General features: G+C 48.6%; 20 protein-coding genes, 1 other RNA gene and 1 riboswitch. Of the genes, 15 read left to right on the forward strand and 6 right to left on the reverse strand.

Annotated features, from left to right (window positions below; all coding sequences use genetic code 11):
• The first annotated feature begins 146 nt into the window (after positions 1-146).
• The 3 genes from RB160_RS16920 to RB160_RS16930 all read left to right on the forward strand — a co-directional run bounded on the left by RB160_RS16920 (position 147) and on the right by RB160_RS16930 (position 4,788).
• Entirely contained in the window at positions 147-707 is a 561-nt protein-coding gene (locus RB160_RS16920; RefSeq protein WP_316571605.1) for a histidine phosphatase family protein, read from the forward strand.
• A gap of 588 nt (positions 708-1,295) precedes the next feature.
• Positions 1,296-4,253: a formate dehydrogenase subunit alpha gene (gene fdhF, locus RB160_RS16925; protein WP_316571606.1), complete on the forward strand. Its 2,958-nt coding sequence runs from the start codon at positions 1,296-1,298 to the stop codon at positions 4,251-4,253.
• A complete protein-coding gene (locus RB160_RS16930; protein ID WP_316571607.1) occupies positions 4,246-4,788 on the forward strand; it encodes a helical membrane plugin domain-containing protein in 543 nt (180 codons plus the stop codon). The genes fdhF and RB160_RS16930 overlap by 8 nt, the downstream gene beginning before the upstream one ends.
• 90 nt (positions 4,789-4,878) lie before the next feature.
• On the opposite strand, the gene RB160_RS16935 is transcribed toward RB160_RS16930, so the two are convergent.
• From RB160_RS16935 to RB160_RS16945, 3 genes are all read right to left on the reverse strand, one after another.
• Entirely contained in the window at positions 4,879-5,115 is a 237-nt protein-coding gene (locus RB160_RS16935; protein WP_316571608.1) for a hypothetical protein, read from the reverse strand.
• 205 nt (positions 5,116-5,320) lie between these two features.
• Positions 5,321-5,821 (reverse strand): CotD family spore coat protein, encoded by a 501-nt coding sequence (locus RB160_RS16940; RefSeq protein ID WP_316571609.1) that lies wholly within the window; start codon positions 5,819-5,821, stop codon positions 5,321-5,323.
• Between the two features lie 90 nt (positions 5,822-5,911).
• Positions 5,912-6,142, reverse strand: coding sequence for an excisionase family DNA-binding protein (locus tag RB160_RS16945; RefSeq protein ID WP_316571610.1), 231 nt, complete (start codon positions 6,140-6,142; stop codon positions 5,912-5,914).
• Positions 6,143-6,408: 266 nt separating this feature from the next.
• Here RB160_RS16945 and RB160_RS16950 point away from each other — a divergent pair, with 266 nt between their 5' ends.
• The 8 genes from RB160_RS16950 (at position 6,409) to RB160_RS16985 (ending at position 16,150) form a co-directional block, all read left to right on the forward strand.
• Positions 6,409-7,611 carry an MFS transporter gene (locus RB160_RS16950; RefSeq protein ID WP_316571611.1) on the forward strand — a complete coding sequence of 401 codons (1,203 nt, stop codon included), beginning with the start codon at positions 6,409-6,411 and terminating at the stop codon, positions 7,609-7,611.
• A gap of 52 nt (positions 7,612-7,663) precedes the next feature.
• Positions 7,664-8,740 carry an AbrB family transcriptional regulator gene (locus tag RB160_RS16955; RefSeq protein ID WP_316571612.1) on the forward strand — a complete coding sequence of 359 codons (1,077 nt, stop codon included), beginning with the start codon at positions 7,664-7,666 and terminating at the stop codon, positions 8,738-8,740.
• A gap of 88 nt (positions 8,741-8,828) precedes the next feature.
• Positions 8,829-9,015: riboswitch (cobalamin riboswitch) on the forward strand.
• A 122-nt stretch (positions 9,016-9,137) separates the two neighbouring features.
• Entirely contained in the window at positions 9,138-10,892 is a 1,755-nt protein-coding gene (locus tag RB160_RS16960) for a DUF4430 domain-containing protein (protein ID WP_316571613.1), read from the forward strand.
• Positions 10,893-10,982: 90 nt separating this feature from the next.
• A complete protein-coding gene (locus RB160_RS16965) occupies positions 10,983-11,897 on the forward strand; it encodes a DUF4430 domain-containing protein (RefSeq protein WP_316571614.1) in 915 nt (304 codons plus the stop codon).
• 161 nt (positions 11,898-12,058) lie between these two features.
• The gene (locus RB160_RS16970) at positions 12,059-12,760 is read left to right on the forward strand and encodes an energy-coupling factor transporter transmembrane component T (RefSeq protein WP_396954738.1); all 702 of its coding nucleotides are present in this window, start codon (positions 12,059-12,061) and stop codon (positions 12,758-12,760) included.
• Positions 12,742-14,340 (forward strand): ABC transporter ATP-binding protein, encoded by a 1,599-nt coding sequence (locus RB160_RS16975; RefSeq protein WP_316571616.1) that lies wholly within the window; start codon positions 12,742-12,744, stop codon positions 14,338-14,340. Before RB160_RS16970 ends, RB160_RS16975 begins: the two co-directional genes overlap by 19 nt.
• Before the next feature lie 28 nt (positions 14,341-14,368).
• The gene (locus RB160_RS16980; protein ID WP_316571617.1) at positions 14,369-15,073 is read left to right on the forward strand and encodes an ECF transporter S component; all 705 of its coding nucleotides are present in this window, start codon (positions 14,369-14,371) and stop codon (positions 15,071-15,073) included.
• A 258-nt stretch (positions 15,074-15,331) separates the two neighbouring features.
• Positions 15,332-16,150 (forward strand): formate/nitrite transporter family protein, encoded by an 819-nt coding sequence (locus RB160_RS16985; RefSeq protein WP_316571618.1) that lies wholly within the window; start codon positions 15,332-15,334, stop codon positions 16,148-16,150.
• A gap of 388 nt (positions 16,151-16,538) precedes the next feature.
• Here the strand turns inward: RB160_RS16985 and RB160_RS16990 are convergent, their stop codons facing one another.
• Positions 16,539-17,159, reverse strand: coding sequence for a LysE family translocator (locus RB160_RS16990; RefSeq protein WP_316571619.1), 621 nt, complete (start codon positions 17,157-17,159; stop codon positions 16,539-16,541).
• 406 nt (positions 17,160-17,565) lie between these two features.
• Here RB160_RS16990 and RB160_RS16995 point away from each other — a divergent pair, with 406 nt between their 5' ends.
• The 3 genes from RB160_RS16995 to RB160_RS17005 are packed head-to-tail and all read left to right on the forward strand — an operon-like array spanning position 17,566 to position 19,961.
• Entirely contained in the window at positions 17,566-18,093 is a 528-nt protein-coding gene (locus tag RB160_RS16995) for a phasin family protein (protein WP_316571620.1), read from the forward strand.
• Positions 18,094-18,107: 14 nt separating this feature from the next.
• Positions 18,108-19,784: an ABC1 kinase family protein gene (locus tag RB160_RS17000; RefSeq protein ID WP_316571621.1), complete on the forward strand. Its 1,677-nt coding sequence runs from the start codon at positions 18,108-18,110 to the stop codon at positions 19,782-19,784.
• Positions 19,785-19,805: 21 nt separating this feature from the next.
• Positions 19,806-19,961 carry a hypothetical protein gene (locus RB160_RS17005; protein ID WP_316571622.1) on the forward strand — a complete coding sequence of 52 codons (156 nt, stop codon included), beginning with the start codon at positions 19,806-19,808 and terminating at the stop codon, positions 19,959-19,961.
• A gap of 118 nt (positions 19,962-20,079) precedes the next feature.
• Here RB160_RS17005 and ssrS read toward each other — a convergent pair.
• Together ssrS and RB160_RS17015 are read right to left on the reverse strand one after the other, a co-directional pair.
• A non-coding RNA gene (gene ssrS, locus RB160_RS17010) (6S RNA) lies at positions 20,080-20,275 on the reverse strand.
• Between the two features lie 57 nt (positions 20,276-20,332).
• The gene (locus tag RB160_RS17015; RefSeq protein ID WP_316571623.1) at positions 20,333-21,109 is read right to left on the reverse strand and encodes a GDSL-type esterase/lipase family protein; all 777 of its coding nucleotides are present in this window, start codon (positions 21,107-21,109) and stop codon (positions 20,333-20,335) included.
• A 420-nt stretch (positions 21,110-21,529) separates the two neighbouring features.
• Here RB160_RS17015 and RB160_RS17020 point away from each other — a divergent pair, with 420 nt between their 5' ends.
• A complete protein-coding gene (locus RB160_RS17020; protein ID WP_316571624.1) occupies positions 21,530-22,687 on the forward strand; it encodes a hypothetical protein in 1,158 nt (385 codons plus the stop codon).
• Positions 22,688-22,830 lie beyond the last annotated feature (143 nt).

The raw sequence follows: 22,830 nt of genomic DNA on the forward strand, positions 1-22,830 counted from the left end.
GCGGGGTTATGGCCGCGCTCGAGGCCTAAGTCGGGACCGTTGTAATGGACCGGCACCTTGGAAACGAGGTCCATACTTGTTGGCCTGTCTGCCGCCGCAGGTACCTGGCAACCGGGGATAAAGTTTTTTAAAAAGGGAGAGTTTGATTGCGGACGAATATTTACTTTGTGCGCCATGCACACTCCGAGTATACTCCGGATGAACTAGGGAGGCCGCTTTCAAAGCGAGGCAGCCAGGACGCTGAACGGGTTACGGAACTATTAAAACAGGAAAATATCAGTATGGTCCTTTCGAGCCCATACAAGCGAGCCATTGAAACGGTTGCTGGCATTGCCGAGGCACTTGGAACTGAAGTCATACCTATCGAAGGCTTTAGGGAAAGACTTTTAACAGATCAGCCAGTTGCCGATTTTTCGGCAGCTATTAAAAAGGTTTGGGAGGACGATACCTTTTCACTAGAAGGCGGCGAATCGAACAAAGATGCCCAAAAAAGAGGTGTCGATGCTCTTATGCACGTCCTTGATACATATTGCGGGGAAAACATCGCTGTCGGAACACATGGCAATATAATGGTTTTGATTATGAAGTACTTCAATAATGATTACGGCTTCGAGTTCTGGAACAATCTTGATATGCCGGACATTTATAAGCTCACCTTTGACGGACTAGAGCTGGCCGGGGTGCAAAGACTCTGGAACAAGAGTTAGCAAAGTGATGGATTTGCGGAAGAACGGGAAACTTGAATAATAAAAATAACTACATTCACTAATAGGGCTGCCTCAAGAGGCGGCTCTTTTTTTTCTTTATCCAGCTTAAAGGCCCCGTATCCGTCAGTCGCCACAAGCGTGTATGAACCAGTTTCGCAGTTTTATGAACCAATTTCCCGGATTTATGAACCGGTTTCAAAGATTTATGAACCAGTTAACGAAATTTATGAACCGATTTACGTAATTTATGAACCATCTCAAAATTATGAACTAATCCCAAGTAGATAAACAGCTTCCCGATTTTATGAACCAGTTTCGTAGTTTTATGAACCAATTTCCCGGATTTATGAACCAAGCCCCAAATTAAAGACCAACCCAAATTAAAGACCAACCCAAATAAACGACCACCCCAAAATTATGAACTCATTTACCAACTTATCCGAAGCCCGTGAATGTAAATAACAACTTCCTAACCATATCCAAGCGACCATCTTCCCTACTAGTGTTTTAGTTTTAAGATATTAAGGGTAGGGGAATAGGAGTGGGTTTTTAAAAATAGTAAATTTCTAGTTGGAAAGGGTGGGTGTTTTGCCTGGGAAGATCAACGTCACAATCAATGGGGTAAATGCCGAGGCCGAGGGCAGCCAATCCGTCCTTCAGTACTTATCGGATCGTTCAATTGATATCCCTCAAGTGTGCTACCATCCGAGCTTAGGGCCGATTGAGACATGCGATACATGCATTGTCGAAGTGAACGGTGAACTGGTCCGCTCCTGTTCAACAGACTTGAAGGATGGGGATATCATTAATACTGTTTCCCCTGATGTGAAAAAAGCGCAGACGATGGCAATGGATAAAATCCTTTATAATCACGAGCTTTACTGTACGGTTTGTGATTACAACAATGGGACGTGCGAAATTCATAACACTGTTAAGGAAATGAAGATTAACCATCAAAGCATTCCGTTCGACCAAAAGCCTTACGAGGAGGATAATTCCCATCCTTTCTACCGCTATGACCCGGACCAGTGCATCCTGTGTGGCCGATGTGTAGAGGCATGCCAGAACGTCCAGGTCACGGAGACGCTCAGAATTGACTGGGAGCGGGAACGTCCGCGGGTCATCTGGGATGATGATGTCCCGATCAATGAATCATCGTGCGTTTCCTGCGGGCATTGTTCAACCGTTTGCCCATGCAATGCGATGATGGAAAAAGGAATGGTCGGCGAGGCGGGATTCCTGACAGGCATTGCCAAGCAAACACTCCGTCCGATGATTGAAATGACTAAAAGTGTAGAAACAGGCTATGGCTCCATCCTCGCGATTTCAGATATGGAAGCCGCGATGCGGGATGAACGGATTAAAAAGACGAAAACAGTTTGTACGTACTGTGGTGTTGGATGCAGCTTTGAGGTTTGGACGAAAGACCGGAAAATACTTAAGGTTGAGCCAAAAGTGGAAGCGCCTGCCAATGGAATTTCCACTTGCGTAAAAGGGAAGTTTGGCTGGGACTTCGTCAACAGTGAAGAGCGTTTGACAAAGCCACTGATCCGGGAAGGCGATTCCTTCCGTGAGGCGAGCTGGGAAGAAGCCCTAACCCTTGTTGCGAATAAATTCACTGAAATCAAAAACACTTACGGCCCGGAGTCAATGGGATTCATTACATCATCGAAATGTACGAATGAAGAATCATTCCTGATGCAAAAGCTGGCTAGACAGGTAATCGGCACGAACAACGTCGACAACTGTTCGCGCTATTGCCAGACGCCGGCGACAGTCGGCTTGTTCCGTACAGTCGGGTATGGCGGCGATGCGGGCTCAATTGAGGATATCGGTTCAGCCGGCCTCGTCCTGATTGTCGGCTCGAATACATCAGAGGCACACCCTGTCCTTGCCACCCGTGTGAAAAGGGCTCACAAGCTAAAAGGCCAAAAATTGATTGTCGCCGATTTGCGCAAGGATGAAATGGCTGAGAGAGCGGACGTATTCATTAGGCCAAAAGCGGGTTCGGACCTTGTCTGGCTGTCCGCTGTCACTAAATACATCATTGATATGGGCTTGGCGGATGAAGAATTCCTTGCAAGCCGCGTAAACAAAGTACCGGAATACATTGAGAGCCTGAAGCCATTCACGCTCGGCTATGCGGAGGAAGCTACCGGCATCCCGAAGGAAAGCCTCATTCAAGTGGCAACGATGATCGCCGAATCGAAAAGCGTCTGCGTGCTTTGGGCGATGGGGGTTACCCAGCATATCGGCGGAAGCGATACAAGTACAGCGATTTCCAACCTGCTTCTTGTAACCGGAAACTACGGGAAACCTGGTACAGGAGCGTACCCTCTCCGGGGGCATAACAACGTCCAGGGAGCGAGCGACATGGGTAGCGCGCCTAATTATCTTACTGGATATCAGCATGTCGAGGATGAAGAAGCACGAAGGAAATTCGAGCGGGCATGGGGGGTAAAGCTTAAGCCAGAACCAGGCATCAACAACCATGACATGATCGAGGCAATCCACCATAAGCAGCTCCGTTCGCTTTACATCAAGGGTGAAGAGATGGGCCTTGTTGACTCCAACATCAACCACGTCCACGCCGCATTTGAAGAACTTGACTTCTTTGTCGTCCAGGATATTTTTTTCTCAAGGACGGCGCAATTCGCGGATGTCGTCCTGCCGGCATGCCCAAGCTTTGAAAAAGAAGGAACGTTTACAAATACGGAACGGAGAATTCAGCGCCTCTATAAGGTATTTGAGCCGCTTGGCGAGTCGAAGCCTGACTGGGAGATCATCCAGGAAATCGCGAACCGCCTCGGAGCAGGCTGGAATTACAGCCACCCATCCGAAATCATGAATGAAATCGCGATGCTTACGCCAATCTACTCCGGCGTCACGTACGAAAGGCTGGAGGGCTTCAATAGCCTCCAATGGCCTGTCGCGCCTGATGGCACCGATATGCCGCTCCTATACACGGAAAGGTTCCCGTTCCCGGACGGCAAAGCGCGCCTCCATCCGGTCACATGGTCCGTGCCGAACGAATTCGGCGAAGAATACGACATACAAGTCAACAACGGGCGCCTGCTTGAACATTTCCACGAAGGGAACCTCACCTATAAGTCAAAGGGGATTTCTTCAAAAACACCGGGCGTCTTCCTGGAAGTATCACCGGAACTTGCAAAGGAGCGCGGCATCATGGACGGCACGCTTGTCCGCCTGACATCCCCGTATGGAAACGTTAAAGTCCGCTGTGTTGTGACGGACAGGGTACAAGGGAAGGAAGTATACTTGCCGATGAACGATTCCGGAGAAGCCGCAATCAACCTGCTGACAAGCAGCTATGCCGACAAGGACACCGATACGCCTGCCTACAAGGAGACAAAGGCGAAACTTGAAATTCTTCAATATGACGGAATCAATCCATTGCCATCCATTAACCACAGGTTTGGAAACCCACAGCCGCAAATGGGCGTGGAGGTCCAGAAGAAATGGGCCCGCAAGGATTATGTATTCCCAGGCGACGCTGTGAGAAAGGGGCAGAAGCAGCATGGCTAAGGCAATTAATCAAATCAAAAGGGTTGAAATAACCGAAGAGGAAAAGCGGGAAAAAGATCTCCGGGAGGTAGAGGAGGCGCTTTTAAAAAACAAAGACGCCATCCTTGAAACGCTTGAAGTACTCGGCCATATGAAGGAGCGGGGGGTCTTAAGCCTTGCCTCCGCCCTATTTGGCCAGGGTGACAAAGTCCTGAATGTCCTTGTAAAAGCCGCCGATAAGCCTGAGGCGACCAATACACTGAAAAACCTTCTATTGCTAGGCGGGGTTCTTGGCACGCTGAATGTCAGCCAGCTTGAACCCATGCTTCTAAAATTGAATTCTGGTATCGCCCGGGTCGCAAAATACCGGGATAATCAGGACGAAATCGGTTATTTTGACCTGTTCCGTTCCCTAAAGGATCCTGAAGTCAACAATGCAATCGGCCTTCTGTTTGAATTCCTGAAGGGAATGGGTGAAGATACTTCGGATCTTGAGCGGAATACCCAATTGCCTGAAAATCAGGCTTTGCATAAAGTACCGCATCATAGCGGCTGATATGCCAAGTATCCGCAAGGAGCATAGAGGATAATCCCGAAACAAAAAAACGCTACATGATAAAATCCCATCCGGCAGACTGGATGGGATTTAGTCGATTTCACGGTATTGGACAATATGAAAGGAAGATCCCCCTTCAAGAAGGTTATCAGCCGGAGGCCCATCCGTGTCCGGAACAATGACGAAGATGTCCCCATTTTTCCAGCCGGAGCTGCGGCGGAGCACTTTGTACAGCAAGTCCCCGGCAATTTCCATACAGGATGCCTCCAGCGTGCCTAGCTTAACATGTTTTCTTTCGCCGGATGCTTTATAGATGGAATATTTCATGGCTAATCTCCTTCCTGTGTTCAATATTCCCCCTCGCGAAAAAGATAAACCGGATGGCTTTTGGCCATACATTACGCTTTCAGACTTACAATCTTGCAGTTCGGCTCCGTCCGATCAGCTTAGCAAAAATTGACTCTATTCTAAACACAGCCATTTATAAATAAAGCAGGGGACAGGAATTCCTGTCCCCTAAACCGCCTGGGCCTTACCTGCAGCCGCAGCCTTTCTTATAGCCGCCCATTGGCATTCCGGAATAAGCACCGGCAACACCTGTAGGCGCAGCCATCACGTTGGGCGAAGCCATCATGTTTGGCGTGGGCTGCTGGAATGCGCCGGCTACAGCAGGAGTCGGACCCATCATTCCTGGAGCAGCCATGCCTGGCCCCATCATTCCTGGTCCCATCATGCCTGGCCCCATCATCCCTGGTCCAGCCAGACCTGGCCCAGCTGGAGGCGCAAACGCCCCTGCCACAGTTGGAGCGGGAGGCGGACCTGGCACTGGTCCAAGGTCAGTGACGGAAGCCTCGTTCACAAAGGATTGTGTGTGCGTAAAGTGGTGTGTATGCTCGATATTAGTATGATGGACGTTGGTTGTGTGCGATGGATGGACATGCGGCTGGATCACATTCTCAAAAGAATTCGTAACGCAGCACTGTGTTGGATGGACGATTGCAGGCAAAACCTGTGTTGGTCGCGGACAATACATTAAAATTCCCCTCTCTTGTAGTATTGGTACATTATCAGAGTATGAGGGAAGCTGTGCTCTTGTACTGAGGCAGGTACCTAATTTTGCCTGTTAATCCTCATCCTTAACATCCGGGTCTTCCGGAAGGGGTTCGTTTCTCCATTCCTCTATAAGCTTTTTGGCAAGCTCGACATGGTCGAAATGGTTTTTGAATTGCTCACTGTTAATCACATATTGTTCGCCATCGAATACGGCGCGGATCCGTTTTTGGGCGACCAGCTCCCTGATATAATGTTCGGGGAGGGACAAATATTCGGCAGTTTCCTTTATCGTTAAATACATGGCATATTCTCCTTAAATTTAGCTTGTTGAAGAAGGTTGTTGTTTTCCGGTTTCTTTGTGAAAAGCTTCACCTTGGTTACGATCCTGAATATTTTGTTAAGCCGGTTCTCAGGGACTAATAACCGCTGGCGAAAAAATATTCCGGCACTCGAACTTTTTGTTCTTCCTTTTCTAGGTAATGAGTTAAAATAGGAAGGGTAAAAGCGATTTGGAAAAAACTAATTTTAGCTATAAAAACAGTATACATAAAAGAGAGGAGAGCTGGAATGGGATTGGGACAGGAAAGAATAGCTGCCCGGGATGAAGCGGGCAAGAAGGGCAAAATTTGGACGAGGGATTTCATCCTGATCTGTATTGCCAATATGTTCATTTTTATTGGATTTCAAATGACATTGCCCACTATTCCCTTGTTTGTCGAACACCTCGGCGGGAATGACCAGATGATTGGATTTGTGGTTGGGGCATTCACACTTTCAGCCCTTCTGATCCGCCCTTACGCTGGGAAAGCGCTTGAGTCAAAGGGCCGAAAGTTCGTTTATTTGACCGGATTGGCCATTTTTGTCCTTTCGGTCGGTTCGTTCGGCTTTGCAGGCGGAATAGCGTTTCTGATCCTGTTACGGTTTATCCAGGGAGTTGGATGGGGATTTTCGACAACAGCTTCCGGGACAATCGCTACCGATTTAATTCCTCCTGAACGGAGGGGTGAAGGGATGGGCTACTATGGCTTGTCGGGGAATATCGCACTGGCGGTCGGCCCGTCGCTTGGCCTAATCCTTGTCGGTGTATTGAACTTCCAGCAGCTCTTTTTAATTTGCGCCGGCCTTGGCCTTGCCGCCTTGATGCTCTCTTCTGTTATTCGGTACAAAAAGGTGGAAGCGGTCCAAAAGGCTACCGCCCTTAAATGGGACTTTTATGAAAAGAGCGCGTTGCAGCCGTCAATCCTGCTCTTTTTCATGACAGTTACTTTCGGGGGGACCGCGTCTTTCCTGCCGCTTTACACCACCCAAAAGGAGATTCCCGGCATTCAATGGTACTTTCTGATTTATGCCTTGGCCCTATTGGTGACACGGGCATTTGCGGGACAGATTTATGATAAAAAAGGCCATAGGGCGATTTTTATTCCAGGAGCCTTGCTGATTTTATTCGCGATGCTGCTTTTATTCTGGCTTCCAAACAAGGAAAGTTTATTTTTGGCGGCGGCGCTGTATGGCTTTGGCTTTGGTACAATCCAACCGGGGCTCCAGGCGTGGGCAATCGAGAAGTCGCCAAAGAACCGGAGGGGGATGGCCACCGCAACCTTCTTTTCCTTTTTTGACCTGGGCGTTGGCGTGGGTGCGTTGCTGTTTGGCCAAATTGGCCATATCTTTGGGTACGGGAGCATTTATCTTGCCTCCGGGATGTCTGTATTTATTTCAATTCTTTATTACCTCGTTCTTTTAAAAAAGGAAGGCAGGGAGCGAATGGCTTAAACATGAAAAGCCATTCCCACTAGGAGGCCGCCGTGATGAGGATGGATAAAAAATGGTGAAGGTATCTGATTTGAAAGCTTTTTTATTCACTTTATTCCTTGCCCTACTCGGCGGTGCCCTTTTCGAATTCCTAGGCTTGCCTGTGCCCTGGCTGCTAGGACCGATGGCTGCTTCACTTGCAGCCTCCATATCCGGGAAGGCGGCCTTGAAATGGCCGGTGAAACTTCGCGATACGGCGCTTATCATCGTTGGGTATTCAATCGGCCTTTCTTTTACGAAACCTGCCTTGATGCAAATTATCACGCATTTCCCGTCAATTATGCTGATGACATTCCTTTTGATCGGGTACTGTGCCGTGATGGCCATGGCAGTTGCCAGGCTTTCCGGGCTCGATTACCGGACTGCTTTGATCGGGAGCATACCGGGCGGACTTTCACAAATGATTGCCCTATCCGAAGAAATCAAGGGGACGGATAGCTCGGCAGTGACAATTTTCCAAGTGTTCCGCCTGTTGATGATCATTTTTATCGTTCCATTCACGGTACTACATCCGTTTTCAGGAACCACGGACCATCCTGTTATCCAGGCAGCCGCGGACGCAGGCTTGTTTCCCGAAATTCTAATCTTCGCTCCGCTGGCGGTTGTTTTTGCGGTCTTGGGGAGAAAGCTTGGACTTCCGACCGCGTTCCTGACCGGACCAATCATCATCACGGCCGTTTTAACCGTTTCCGGGGTCGATGGGCCAGAGCTTCCGGGAGTTCTCATGGACGTATCACAGCTGATGATCGGGACGTATATCGGCCTCATGTTCAAGCCAGGAAGCATAGTAAGAAACGGAAAACTTATTCCATTCGCCGCAGGGTCCAGTATTTTGCTCCTCGCAGGATCGGCTGGATTGGCCCTTCTTTTGAAAAATTCATACGGGCTTACGTTTACGACCAGCTATCTTAGTATGGCGCCAGGCGGAATGGACCAGATGGGCATCATCGCCCACGAGACTGGGGCTGATTTATCCATTGTCGCCGGATATCAGCTGTTTAGGGTTTTCTTCATCTTTTTCGCGATGCCTTATTTGCTCAAGGGATTATTTGGGCTGATGGTGAGGCGGGAAATGAACAGGCAGCGCTAACTTGCCAATAAACAATGAAGGTGGGAGAAGGGAAGGTTAAATACCTATACAAAACATGAAGACTATTTGTATAATGGAATGGACATAAAAAATACCTTTATGAACAGGTGCTGGCAATTCTTGTTGTCAGCTTAAAAGGGAAGTTTGGTTAAAAGCCAACGCGGTCCCGCCACTGTAAATGCGAGCAACCTATACTTTGCCACTGCCCAAGGGGCGGGAAGGCATAGGGAGCGATGACCATGAGCCAGGAGACCTGCCTGTTTACACGCACCATTAACCTACGCGGATAGGAGGGTGTTAAGCCGGGCTTCCTATACATATGCCTGCTTAACAATGAACCTCCTCCTTAACAGGGGGATTTTTTTATGCGTAAAAAAAGAATGGGGAGAGAAAGAGAATGGCAAGAAATCAGTATGTAAAGCTTATGCTTGCTTGGATGCTCGTGTTTACCGTATTTGCCGGGGGACTAGGGCAAAAGGCGGCAGCGGCGGCTGTTACCGTAACGGTGAAGGTTCTCGGAGAAAAGGGTACGGTACTCTCCGAAAAGCAGACAGAGATTGGGGAAACTGACACAGCGTTCGACGCCCTCGTCAAGACTTCCGGTACGGACGCGGTCAAGTACGAGCAATACAGCTTTGGAAAAATGATTACAGGAATAAGCGGATTGCCCGCGACAGATACAGTTTACTGGGGATTTTACATAAATGGCATTTCAGCAATGACCGGCGCCGATTCGTATAAGCCACAAGCTGGTGATACCCTGACGTTCCGTTATGAGTCGGAGCCTCCAGCGGGAAAAGTAAATCTTGTTATTAAGGGCAAAGACAATCAGCCTAAGGAGTTTAAGGATATTGCTTTCATCGATAAGCCAAATGCATTCCAGCTCCTTCAGACTGTTGCCGGGCCTGAAAATGTTTCTTACGTGCAATACGACTTCGGAAAAATGATTTCTTCCATTTATGGCCTTGAGGCGACCAACACAAGCTTTTGGGGCTTTTACGTCAATGGAGAGTCCCAGATGGTCGGTGCGGAAAGCTACTCGTTGAAAAACGGCGAGACGATTGCATTTAACTTTGATACCTTTGCTCCTCCAGCCGAAGAGCCTGGAAAGAGCGAGCCTGAAAAAGATGCCGAAGTTTATCCGGCAGACAAGTTTGCTAGCGATTTAAATGGGACACTTGAGCATGTTCTGAAAAATAACCCCCTCGGGGAATGGGAAGCCATCGCCCTGAAACAGGGAGGAAAGCCAATCCCCGAAGATTACCTGAAGGAAGTCGCGAAAAAGGTGGCGGACAGGAAAGGCCAGTTCAGAAATATAACCGATTATGAGCGGTACACCCTCGGCATCCTCGCGGCTGGTGGAAATCCCGAAAATTTTGCGGGATACAACCTGGTAGAGGGCATCTACAATGGCGATTTTACAAGGCAGGGCCTTAACGGGGCTGCATACGGTCTGATTGCCCTGGACAGCGCGGACTTTTCCGTTCCTGCGGATGCAAAATGGAATCAGGAAAAGCTGAAGGCTCATCTTATCGCGAACCAGGGCGGCGATGGCGGCTGGGGCCTTGACATGGAGGCCGGAAGCGATCCGGATACAACGGCAATGGTGTTAACGGCATTAAGCCCGTACAAAGATGAAGCAGCAGTAAAACCGGCAATCGAAAAAGGGCTTGCCTATTTGAAACAGCTGTTTGCCGCTGGCAAGGTTGACAGCAGTCCTGCCACCGCTCAGGTAGTGATTGCCCTGTCGGCTTTAGGGCTTGATGCCAATACCGGCATCATCACAGCGGATGGAAAGACGTTGCTCGGCTATCTGGCGTCGTTCAGGCATGCAAATGGAGGATTCGCCTGGAAAGCGGGAGACGAAGCGGATCCCCTTTCAACAGCTCAAGGGGTTCAGGCATTGGTTGCCTACCAGCTTTACAAGGATGGCAAGGGTTCCCTTTACACATTCGCGCTTGATCCATCAGCAGGCGAAAATTCCGTTATTGAACAAAAGGCTCCTGAAGCCGGCAAGGAAGGCGCTGGAGAACAAGAAGGACACCGCCTACCGGATACGGCTACAAATGGATACACGATGATTGCAATCGGCATGTTCTTACTGGCAGCGGGAGGAATCCTGTTGGCCGCAACGAGGAGAAAACGCGCCTAAAGCATGGCTTCCAGCACCGGGCGGCCTTCAAGAACGCTGCCCGGAAGCCACGTCAAAGCCGAGAGTAAATAGAGGACAGGAGGAATGGCAATGGGACGTAAATTCATCATAAGGCTGCTGCTTTCTTTTTCATTGCTAGCCGCCCTTGCGCTTGGAGGATGCGGTACTAACCCTGAGCCTTCGGAATCGAAACAAAAGAATAGCCAATCGGAAACGGTCATAACGAATGAAGAGCAGGCCAGGGAAAAAACGGCTGACACCTCATCCTCCTCCGAGCCTGAGGATGCTGAAACTGTCTTAACCGGAAAAGATGAAGCTAATGGCCAAACGTCCAAAGGCACAACTTCCACCGCATCTTCTGAACTAGGCAACTCTGGCAAAGCATCTGTGGGCAACGGATCATCAAGCGGAACAGAAGGCGGGGAAGCTGCCGGAAGTGGAAACACCACAAATACCTCAGGAAAGGCTGGTTCAGGTACTTCAGCTTCTTCCGGGACTACCTCCTCCAAGAGCGGTTCCGGTTCTTCAACCAGCACAGCTTCACCGGGCAGCACGGTCTCTCCGGGAAGCACGTCTTCCTCGGGAAGTACTGCTTCCACGGGCGGAACGGGATCTTCCGGGACAAGCGGAAGCAGCCAGCCATCTGCAAAGCCAGCCCAAAAGCCCGCGCCAGCAGCGTCGGCAACCATAACAATTACAGGCCCGGACGACGCAGGGGTCATTCTTGCGGCAACCAAAGTTGAGTTCAAGGATGGCGACACTGTGCTTGATTTGCTCCTAAAAGCAGCGGGTAAAAAGGGAATTGACGTCGATTACACAGGAAGTGGCCCGACTGCGTATGTGGTGGGGATCGATAATTACTACGAATTTGATTATGGATCAAGGAGCGGCTGGATTTCCAAAAAGAATGGCAAGAGCCTTGAAAAAGGCGCAGGCATTGTAAAAGTTTCAAATGGCGACAGGATTGAGTGGGTCTACACTGAAGACTTTCTGAAAAAAGAATGAACAGCCTCCATCCTTTAACCGCGTTTAGCTACTATGCCGGAGCACTGGCACTCCTGCTTATTTTTCAGCATCCCGTTTTCCTTCTCGCGGGCTTTTCCATCATAGTGCTTGTGAATTTTGTCCAAGATCGCTGCAGAAGCCTGCGGCGATGGCTTTTTTTTATGCTGATAAGCGGGGCTCTCTTATTTGTTGTAAATCCCCTTTTCAATGAAAGGGGACGCCATGTCCTTTTTGAATGGGTAAGCCACCGAGTCACGCTGGAGGCGGTTGTGCTCGGCGGAATGGCGGCGCTATCGGTCATGGGTATTATCGCCTTGTTCGTTTCCTACAATGAGATTATGACTCCGAACAAGCTGCTGTTCCTTTTTTCAAAAATCATGCCGCAATTCGCAGTCCTTCTTATGCTAACACTCCGCTTCATCCCGCTGATGAGGATTAGGCTCGGGGAAATAGCCGCCGTCCAGGCAAGCAAGGGAATAACCGTTGTGTCGGGAACGATAAGGGAGCGCGCCAAAAACGGCATGCTTTACATTCAGACACTGCTTGTCTTTTCACTTGAGGAGGCAATCCAGACCGCGGACTCAATGAAGGCACGTGCATATGGGACCGGGCGAAGGTCAGCCTACCACCACTTCCGCTTCAGGAAACTGGATTGGCTGGCGTTCTGTGTACTTATCCCTGCCTTTGTTTTTGCTGTTTATGGCCGGATAAAAGGGTGGGGAACGCTTGCCGTTTATCCAATCATGGAGGGTGTGGGCCTGTCGGGCGCGGAAACAGGCTTGCTGATAGCCATGATCTGTTTTGTTGGCTTCCCGGCAATTATTGAACTGAAAGGGGCTTTCCGTTGGCATACATCGAACTGAACAACGTTACATTTACCTACCCGGAAGCCCCCGGACCGGCGCTTTCCTCGGCTAGCCTTTCGATCGGCATGGGGGAATTCGTCGTCCTGTTCGGCCCGTCCGGCTCCGGTAAAAGTACACTGCTTAGGCTTTTAAAAGAAGAAATTCGCCCTCATGGAAAACTTGATGGGACGATAACAACAGGGGGTCCTGGTCCGGCCGAAACAGGTTTCGTTTTTCAGGACCCGGAAAACCAGATTGTCGCAGACGACCCGCTCCATGAGATGGTTTTCGGACTGGAAAACCGTGGCCTCCCGACGAATGAAATGCGGAGCCGTGTTGCGGAAATCGTCAGCTTTTTTGGGGCGGAAACGATTTTACATAAAAAAATGCATGAACTATCGGGGGGACGGAAGCAGCAAATGAATCTTGCTTCCGTCTTGTTGATGCAGCCGGATATCCTGTTGCTTGATGAACCTGCTTCCCAGCTTGATCCGGTTAGCACACGTGAACTGTTTGATATGCTAAAACGGCTGAATGAGGAATTCGGGATGACGATCATCCTTGCCGAGCACCGCCTGGATGATGCGGTTGCGCTTGCCGACAGGCTGGTCATGCTTGAAGGGGGCAGGATTGTCCAGGACGGGCCGCCGCGGCTCATCATGCGCAGGCTTTGGGGTTCGAATTCCGAGGCCTTTATCCCAAGCATTCCCGCGTTGTTTTTGCGGGAGGAAAAAGAAACCCTGCTGGAAAGCCTGCCGCTTTCCATAAAGGAAGGGCGGAGCAGGCTTGACCTGCTTGGGCCGAGGGCTGCGGAAACTGGCCTTGAGACGGGGAAGTCCGTCCAAACGGGTGAGGTCCTTCTTTTCGCGAAGAACCTTGGCTTCCAATATGAAAAGAAGAATGGGCCTGTAATTGAAGATTTCATGCTTGAGCTTAAAAGAGGCGAGCTTTATGCACTTCTTGGCGGAAATGGTTCCGGGAAGTCAACCTTGCTTAAATTGCTATCCAACGTACTAAAGCCTTTGGAGGGGAAGGTATCCTTTGAAGGCAGGCCGTTCAAAAAGTGGAATCCACAGGATCTTGCCGGAAAGATTGCCTATTTGCCGCAAAATCCCAGGCTGTTTTTCCTTCATGACAGCGTCGCGGGCGAAATTGACGCTGCTTGCTTAAAATGGGGAACGGACCGTTCGGAAGCTGAACGGCTCGTACACGAATTCGGTCTAGAAAGCCTTCTTAATCGCCATCCATATGACCTGAGTGGTGGAGAGCTCCAAAAGGCGGCCTTTCTTTGCCTGCTGCTCAGGAAACCGGATGTATTCCTGTTGGATGAACCGACAAAAGGACTCGACCCGATTTCGAAAAAGAACCTCGGTTCAATTTTGCAAAGAATAAGGGAAAGCGGTTCGGCAATTCTTATGGCGACGCATGATATCGAATTCGCCGCAAAATACGCCACCCGGTGCGGCATGCTTTTTCAGGGTAACATTACTTCGGAAGACTTGCCTGAAAGCTTTTTTAAAGGAAATTTCTTTTACACGACAGTGGCCAGGCGCCTGTTCAGGAGCTTGGACAAGCCTGGGAAAAAGGCTGAGAGATGATCATGTGGAATTGGGAGGGAGGAAGAGCATGGTTCGATGGAAAAAAGCTGTTATCGCCGTAATCCCTGCAATCATGCTGGTCCTCCTTTTCTATGCCGCAGCAAAGGCGGAGGCGTTTATGTGGGCGAGTGTCGGCTTTGCCGCTTTGGCGTTCATTTACCTCCTCGTCCGGTTTGAACGGAGGAAAATTGAAGCGAGGGAATTGGTGCTCCTTGCCGTACTCGCAGCAATCGCGGCAGTGGGAAGGATTCCGTTCGCAAGCATCCCAGGGGTCCAGCCAACTACGTTTGTGATTATCATGTCCGGCCTTGTATTCGGTGCCGAAAGCGGCTTTTTGGTTGGGGCGGTCGCCGCCCTTGCCTCGAACATGATCCTTGGCCAGGGGCCGTGGACGCCATGGCAAATGGCCGCATGGGGTCTTGTCGGGCTGACGGCAGGTTTATTGCGGAAAACCCGCTTGATGGATAACCGATGGGGTAGAATAGCTTTCGGATTCGCATGGGGCTTTTTGTTCGGATGGATTATGAATATTTGGGGATTGCTGGCGTTTGCCCAATCCGGAGGCGAAGTTAGCCCAGCCTCGATCGCAACGTATTTTGCCGCAAGCTCGTTATTTGATTTCATGCATGCATGCTCGAATGTATTTTTCCTGTTGCTATTTGCCGATGTGTGGCTGAAAAGCCTAGGCCGGTTCAAGCGGAAATACGGTCTCCTTGAAAGGGATGACGTGTGAAGGAATCAGGCTGGCATTTATAAAAAGCTGTGTTAAATGACAGGGTGAAAGTGGCCATGCACCTCGGGAAATGCAAAAGGCAGCCCACCCTGTGACATTTATTCTCTGAGGATTTCCTTGTGGAGGGGACACCAACAGCCACGTTAAACTGAGCATTTTTTGAAAAATGTTCACAGGCCTGATGTGAATAATAGTGTAAAATGGAGGAAGAAGAATTGTGAAACTAATCACAATTAATACTTGAAGGGTCGCGGTCATATGTCTTCCTCCTATTCCAAGCCTGAAGAAATCATGGACATCACAGTTCAAAACGGCGTCAAAAAAACAGGTTATTCCCTTAAAACCTCAATGATTCTTGGTTTCCAGGCCGGGGCGTTCATCGCACTCGGCTATTTGTTGTCAATCCGGATCACAGCACCGCTTACCGGCGATATAGCCGGAATCGGCACGTTCCTCGGAGCAGCCGTTTTTCCAATCGGCTTGATTCTCACTCTTATTGCCGGTGGTGAGCTGCTGACAGGAAACATGATGGCTATCCCGCTTGCGGCGTTCGCCCGTAAGATTTCCGTCCGCGCTGTCATGCAAAATTGGGTGATTATCACACTATCAAACTTTCTCGGCGCCCTGTTTGTCGCCTACGCTTTCGGGCATATAGCCGGACTCACTTCATCTGGAATATTCCTCGAAAAAACAGTCAGTATTGCGGGACACAAGCTTGAGGCGACGTTCCTTGAAGCGTTTGTCTCAGGGATTGGCTGCAACTGGCTTGTCGCGGCGGCTGTCTGGCTCTCCTACGGCGCGAAGGACATTATCGGAAAAATTGCTGGCATCTGGTTCCCGACAATGACGTTTGTAGCCATCGGATTCCAGCATGTCGTTGCCAACATGTTTGTCATCCCGGCAGCGATCTTCGAGGGGCATTATACATGGGGCCAATACGTTGCCAATTTCATCCCGGTATTTTTGGGAAATGCCGTGGGCGGCGCCGTGTTTATTGCGATGGCTTACTGGATCGCCTTCCGTAAACCCAAAGTAAAGTCCAATACCCCTATCATTTATTTAAAAGTAAAAGGTTGAAAAGAAGCCGTCGGCATAAAGCTGGCGGCTTAAATATTTCATTGCTGGCGGACTGAAATGAACCCCTGAAATTATTGAACGAAATAACCCGGGAATTATTCGAAATCCTCGAATAATTGAACGATAAAACCCAATAATAGAACAATATATTTTCCAAAAGAAAAATCCCCTTGAAAGAGGGGACTTTTTTATTTTTAAGGAAACTTTAAAATTGATCCTTGCGGATAACTCAAAACAAGTTATTGTATTCCAGCTCCAGCGCCTAGCCCCTCGAGGTCATAAGCCGGTTCCCTCCGGAGGGCTGGCCCGTCCTGCGGGCCCCGTCTTATGCTGGTCGGGGCTGACCAAGGCGCTTGCGCATTTTGTTCCATAAAAATATATCCTGCGCCTAATCCTGCGTCTGGAGCGCCAGCTTAAGCCCCAGGCCAATATAGACAACGCCTACAGCTTTCCCCATCCACTTTGATGCCGGACCAGGTTTGGAGAAGAATTTGCTGCCAATGGAACTGGTCAGTAACACAAGGGAGGTCGTGTAGACAATCCCCATTACAACAAAGGTCAGGCCAAGTATCAAAAGCTGGATTGTAACCGGCGGGCCGTCAGACCGCACAAACTGCGGCAAAAACGCCAGGAAGAACAAAGATGTTTTCGGATTCAGCAGTTCAATCAGCAGCGCCTGGCGGAACGACGGGATTCCAGTTGGAAGCAAGGGCTTTTTTGCCGTCTTCGGTTCCTTTTTTGACCTTTCCAAAAAAGCCATAATACCTAAATAAATCAAATACGCTGACCCCATGTATTTGACGATCTCAAACGCAAGTGAGGAAGTCATCAAGATTGCCGACAAACCCGCAACAGCAGCGACGGTATGAATTAGGTCCCCGGCCGCAAGCCCCAATCCGGTAACAATCCCGGTCTTTATTCCTCCTTTAACTGTCTGCGATATTGTTATAAAAACCGCAGGGCCCGGAACAAGGAACAACATGAGGACAACCAAAATGAACGTTAGCACTTTTCATTCCCCCCTTTTACACAGAATAATAGTTATCTATTCGACAAACGTATTAGCTATTTTAACACTTTAAATTGGGAATAGAAACTACTATTCTGAAATAATAAAATTCTTTTTAAAAAGAGCAAAGCCGTTTTTTAAAAAGAAAAAGCTGTCCCTCTTTTCAAATCTTCTTGTGGGGTTAAAACGCCAATGACTCGGAATAGGCAATTCCTATCCGAAAAGCTTTTTTGAAAATTGCTGCTAAGGTATCAGGCTCCCGCAGAAGATTCAAGTTGCTTAGCCAGGAATCGAAGCCACACTCTACTACCTGCCATGAAAAAGATTTTTCTTCCATTGCATGGGTAAAATTTGTCCATTTAGGGTATTAGGAAATGACATAGTGAAGAGGAGGCTGAAAAGAGATATGAGCGATTTATTCAGCAGAGGAATTTTGCTTGGCCTTGGAGCGGCAATCGCAGGCAAGGAAAAACTTGAAGAAACGATTATGAAAATGGCCGAACAGGGCACGATGAGCAAAAACGAAGCGGAATCACTGTTCAATGACCTTGTCAGGAAAGGCGCGCAAAAAAGCGAGAGCTGGAACCAGGATATCCGGAACTCGATCACAAGCCAACTGAAAGAGTTAGGATTTGTAACAAAGGACGAATTCGATACCTTACAGGCCCAGATCGTCCTTTTGCAAAAAGAGCTTGCCTCACTCCGAACGAAGGATAGCCAGCAGTCCGAAAAATCTTCCGGCTATACGGATAGCGGAAGCGGGCTGAGCTCTGCCGGCTCGGGGTTCGGCGACACTCTTCCGGGCGCGGGTATTCAAGGTGTACCGGAAGATATGCAATTGACTGGCGCTGAAGAACAAACGGGTTTCAGCGGAAACCTGGCCGACACTGCCAGTAAAAAAACCCCTCCCGATACAAATCGTGTTCATGACTGACAGTTGGTGATGGAATGTTGACAGATAAGCTGCGGCGATTAAACAGATACAAAGAAATCCTTTCCCTTCTAGGGAAATACGGATTCGGATATTTGATAGAAGAGGTCGGCCTTAGCCAGCTCCTTTCATTCAAGGATCGGATTAAGGCCGATTTTAAAAAGGAAAACTCCCAGGAAATAGGCGTCCGTATCAAGGGTCTGCTGGAAGAGCTCGGCCCCACATTCATTAAGCTCGGCCAGCTCCTGAGCATCAGGAGCGACCTTTTGCCTGACGATGTAATTAGGGAACTGGAGACGCTCCAGGACGATGTTCCGCCCGTTCCAATCGAACAAATAAAGGAAAAGCTTACAAGCGAACTGGGCAAGCCTCCTGAAGAAATCTTCCATTCCTTTAATGAAGACTACGTGGCTGCCGCATCCATTGGCCAGGTCCATGAAGCTGTATTGTGGACAGGCGAAAAAGTCATGGTGAAAGTGCAACGGCCCGGCATACAGAAAACGGTCCATACCGACCTTGAAATCCTCCGTGATTTGGCAAAGCAGCTTGAACAGCATTATGATTTGGCCGAGCAATACAACGTATCGGAAATCACCGAAGAACTAAGCAATTCGATCAGGAAAGAACTTGATTATATAGAAGAGGCCCGCAATACCGAAACAATCGCCCTTCAGTTTGAAAAAAATGAAAAGATCAAAGTTCCGGAAATCTTCTGGGATTACACGACATCGAATATTTTAACAATGGAAAAAATCGACGGTATCAAGATAACTGATGTAAATGTGAAGGTGGCGGACAAGAAAAAACGGCGGGAGCTGGCCGATCTGCTTGTCCAAGCATTTGTTACACAAATTTTGCGGGAAGGTTTTTTCCACGGCGATCCACACCCGGGGAATATGCTCTATATGGAAAGGACCGGGCAGCTTGCATTCATTGATTTTGGCCAGGTTGGCAGGCTCTCGGGCAGGATGCGTTATGAAACGGCTTCGATGATGATCGGCCTAATGCGCGAGGACACCGACATGATCGTCAAAGCGCTATATCGGCTTTCCGATGTACCATCCGATGTGGATGAAAAGGAATTTTACGATGATGTTGACCGGATCAGCAAAACGGTGAGCAGGGTTCCACTCGGGGAAATGGATCTCGGAATGACGGTTAAGGATTTGCTTTCCACCGCGCAGGAACACCGGATTATCGTGCCGACCGAGTTGACGATGCTCGGGAAAACATTGATCACTGTCGAGGGAATCATTTCAGCAATCGACCCGGAGCTGAACCTGATCCAGCTGGCCAGGCCATACGCCGAGGAACTGGTCATGGAGCGCTACAACCCATTTAATATAGGAAAGCGGCTCCTGAAAGACGCGGAGGAAATGTCGGAAACCATTGCGAAGCTCCCCGGCCGTGTTGATGAAGTCCTTGAACAGACTGCGGATGGCGAGCTGAAACTGAAAATTAGCCTGTCGCAAATCGATGCGATTTTTAACAAAATCGATCGGATCTCAAACCAAGTATCTTTTAGCCTGACCTTGCTGGCCTTCAGCATCGTCGTCCTGGGACTTATAGTTGGCGCAACCTTTGGGACGGATACATTCCTGACAAGCATCCACGCGCTTGAAATCGGCTTCGCCGTAGCGTTCCTCATGTTCCTCTGGATCATTTATTCAATACTAAGGTCGGGCAGGTTTTAAAAAAGGCAAGGTTAAATAATGGTGTTGAATGTTATCTCGTTGATTGGAGCGGAGGGCACCGACTCCAGCGGGATGCAGCGGCAAGGTGGAGACCCCACAGGCGCAAGCGCCGAGGAGGCTCCACTGACGCCCCGCGGAAAGCGTGTGCCCGGAGTGGAAATCAACAGCAAAGTTTAACAATCGAAAACAGGAGGACCCCGTTTTCAATTCGGCGGGTCTTCTTTTTTCGCAGTCAATCATCTTTAAAACACATCAAAAAACCGGCCCCATCCGGGAACCGGTCATAATGTTAAAAGGAAAAGCCGCATTTGCCGTAGGTAATATAAGAAAGTTTTAAACCACCACTCCTCAAAGTGGGTGTCTCCAGAAGCGTTCCTGCCTGTCCTCCTTGCCGTGTAGGCGGAGGCATGTCATTCCGGCTTCGTTCAAAAACTCCCTATAACAGCTTAAAGGTTAAAACTTTATTATGAGTACGAACAACGCAGCTTGATAGTAGTATAATACAATAATTGCCCTGAATATTCAATGTAAATCAATTCCAAATCACATTAAGCAGAGGCTTTTATCATGCTCGTCCTTAATTGGAAAATGATTTGCGAAGCAATCGCCTTGTAGCCAAGGGAATTCGGATGGACGCCGTCCGGGGCAAGGTTCTGCAAATTATTCCCGTTAATAACCTTCGACGTTTCCACGACAATGGCAGTCGGGATGTCCTTGGCCGTCCTGTAAATATTCAAATTCCATTTTGGCAAAAGCTTGTCGGCCATTCCATAATACACCGCTTCGGGATTAAGGGGATTATACAATTCCAGGAACACAATCGTCGCTTTCGGATTAATCTCCGTAATCCTTGTCGCGATATCGGCCAAATTTTGCGCAAAAGACTCTTGAATCGAATCGAACGCCTTAAAGGCCGACTGGAAATCCGTCTTCTTAGCTGCCCGAAGGACATCATTTCCACCGATATTCACCGTAATAATATCCGCCCGCTTAATTTCCTCGTCATACGTGCTCGAATCAACGAGCTGCTTCAATTCGCCGCTCGTCATCCCGCTGACCCCTTCATTCTGGAAATCGACTTCCTTGGCAGTCAGCCTCCCAAGCTCTTCTGAAAAATGCTGGACAAGATTTTGGTCCTGATCCGCTCCAACTCCACGGATAATCGAATCCCCAAGGGCAAGATGGTATAGCGAATTCTTCGGATACTTCGAATAATAATCAATATATGTCGGAGAGCTTTCCTGGCCGGATGCTTCCAGCGACTGTTTCTTCAATTGGCTAATCTGATACTGGGGATAATAAAGCCAGCCGGCAATACTTCCCACAATGATGACGGCAACCAGGAGGATGTACTTAGCTATTGATTATGCTCCCCTTCCATTATTGTCTTGAATTTTCTTACAACCATTATACCAAAATATGTATGGGTAATAATTAGGTAATCACTGGTAATTCCCTTTCCCTGCCAGCCCTAAACCTTTTTTTAGAGCTTTTTTTTGAAAAACTGGCCACCCGGGCCGCTCGTTTCGGATAGACTTGTTACTTCACGCCACCATCCAATTTGCATCATAATCATTCTGCAAAAGAAAAATTTTTGTCAGCTTGTTGGGAAGAATTGGCTCGTTTTTGTGAAAAAAGGAGCAATTTTTGTCGAATAAAAGTCCCTATGAATGGTAAGATAGATAATTTTTATCTAGAATTCAAACCGATTCTGTGCAACAATAACAGAGTAAGGAGGGGGAATTTTGAACAGAAAGTTAATTTTGGTGATGATCGCAGTGTTTGCTTTGGCGATTACAGCCGGTGGTTATGCAGTGTATGGAGCGAATAAAGACAAAAGAGCTGAAGATTCGGTAGAAGAGGCCAAAGCCTCCGCCGCCGACTTATATAAGGAATTGAAAAAATACATAAACTCCGGTGAAGAAACCGGCGAGTTTAAAAAAATTGATGGCGACAAAATTTTAACCGTAGAAGCAAAGCTAGCCATTGCAAAAGCTGACCTTGAACCTGCTTCGGAAAACGCAAAAAAGAAGCTTGGCAAAGTCCTGAAAGAAACAGTGGAACCAAAAATTAAAGAAATACAGGAATACAATAAAGGCGCTTCAATCGCCATGACTTTATATGGACGGATCAAAGAGGCGGAAAAGCTGGCCGCGGAAAACCCGCTAGCGCCCGAGCTGCTTGCTGGATTGCCGCAGCTGAAGGAAGACACGATGGAGGAGAGCAGCAAATTCAAAAGCCTTGAGGCTCCATATTCCACTCTATTCGCCGATAGATACGTCCTGAGAGTCGAAAAGCTTGAGGGAATCATCAATATGTTCGCGACAGCCGAACAGACTGTCCAGGTGGTCATCGATATGTCTGTCGATGAAAAGACTAGCAGGGAAGTGTTTGAAAAAAAAGCTGAAGAAGCGAAAAAAATGATTGAAGACCTTACGAATGAAGCCGCACGGGAAGAATTGACAGATGAACTAGAAAAAGCGACGACGGCTTTCTATACAGCGGCTGTGGAGCGGGAAGAACTGGCCAGAAAAAAGGCTGAGGAAGAAGCAAAAACGTTTACCGCCGGGGATGGGACCGTCTTTGAACTCGGGGAAGGGCCTAATTTCGAGCCGGAAGCATCGGTGGCAAAAAAACATGGAGGAAAGGTTTACTACATGCCGAACTCCGACGTGGGAATCATCGTCAAAGATAAAACGGCCATCCTGTCAATGAGCACTGGCTCAATCGGAACGACAACCGGCCAGGCGAAGCTCCTTGCCGATTTGCTTGTGGCGAAGGGATACAAAATCTCGTACGAAACGATAAAGGAAGTCGTGGATTCAGGCACGACTTTTGAGGACACGAACGAGTTCATCCGTGTTTACAAAGAAGGGGACAAGCTATACGCGAATATGTGGTAATAAGGAGCATCCAGGATACATTTGCCTGGGTGCTTTTGATTTTTTTAAAACTGCCCGCTTGCATTACGTGATTCTCTTTAGGAATTCCCTCTGAGAAACCTGGTACGAGACTTGTTGGGGAAACTCTCTCGAAATGATACGGC

The organism is Neobacillus sp. YIM B06451, assembly GCF_032667185.1.
Lineage (GTDB): Bacteria > Bacillota > Bacilli > Bacillales > Cytobacillaceae > Bacillus_D.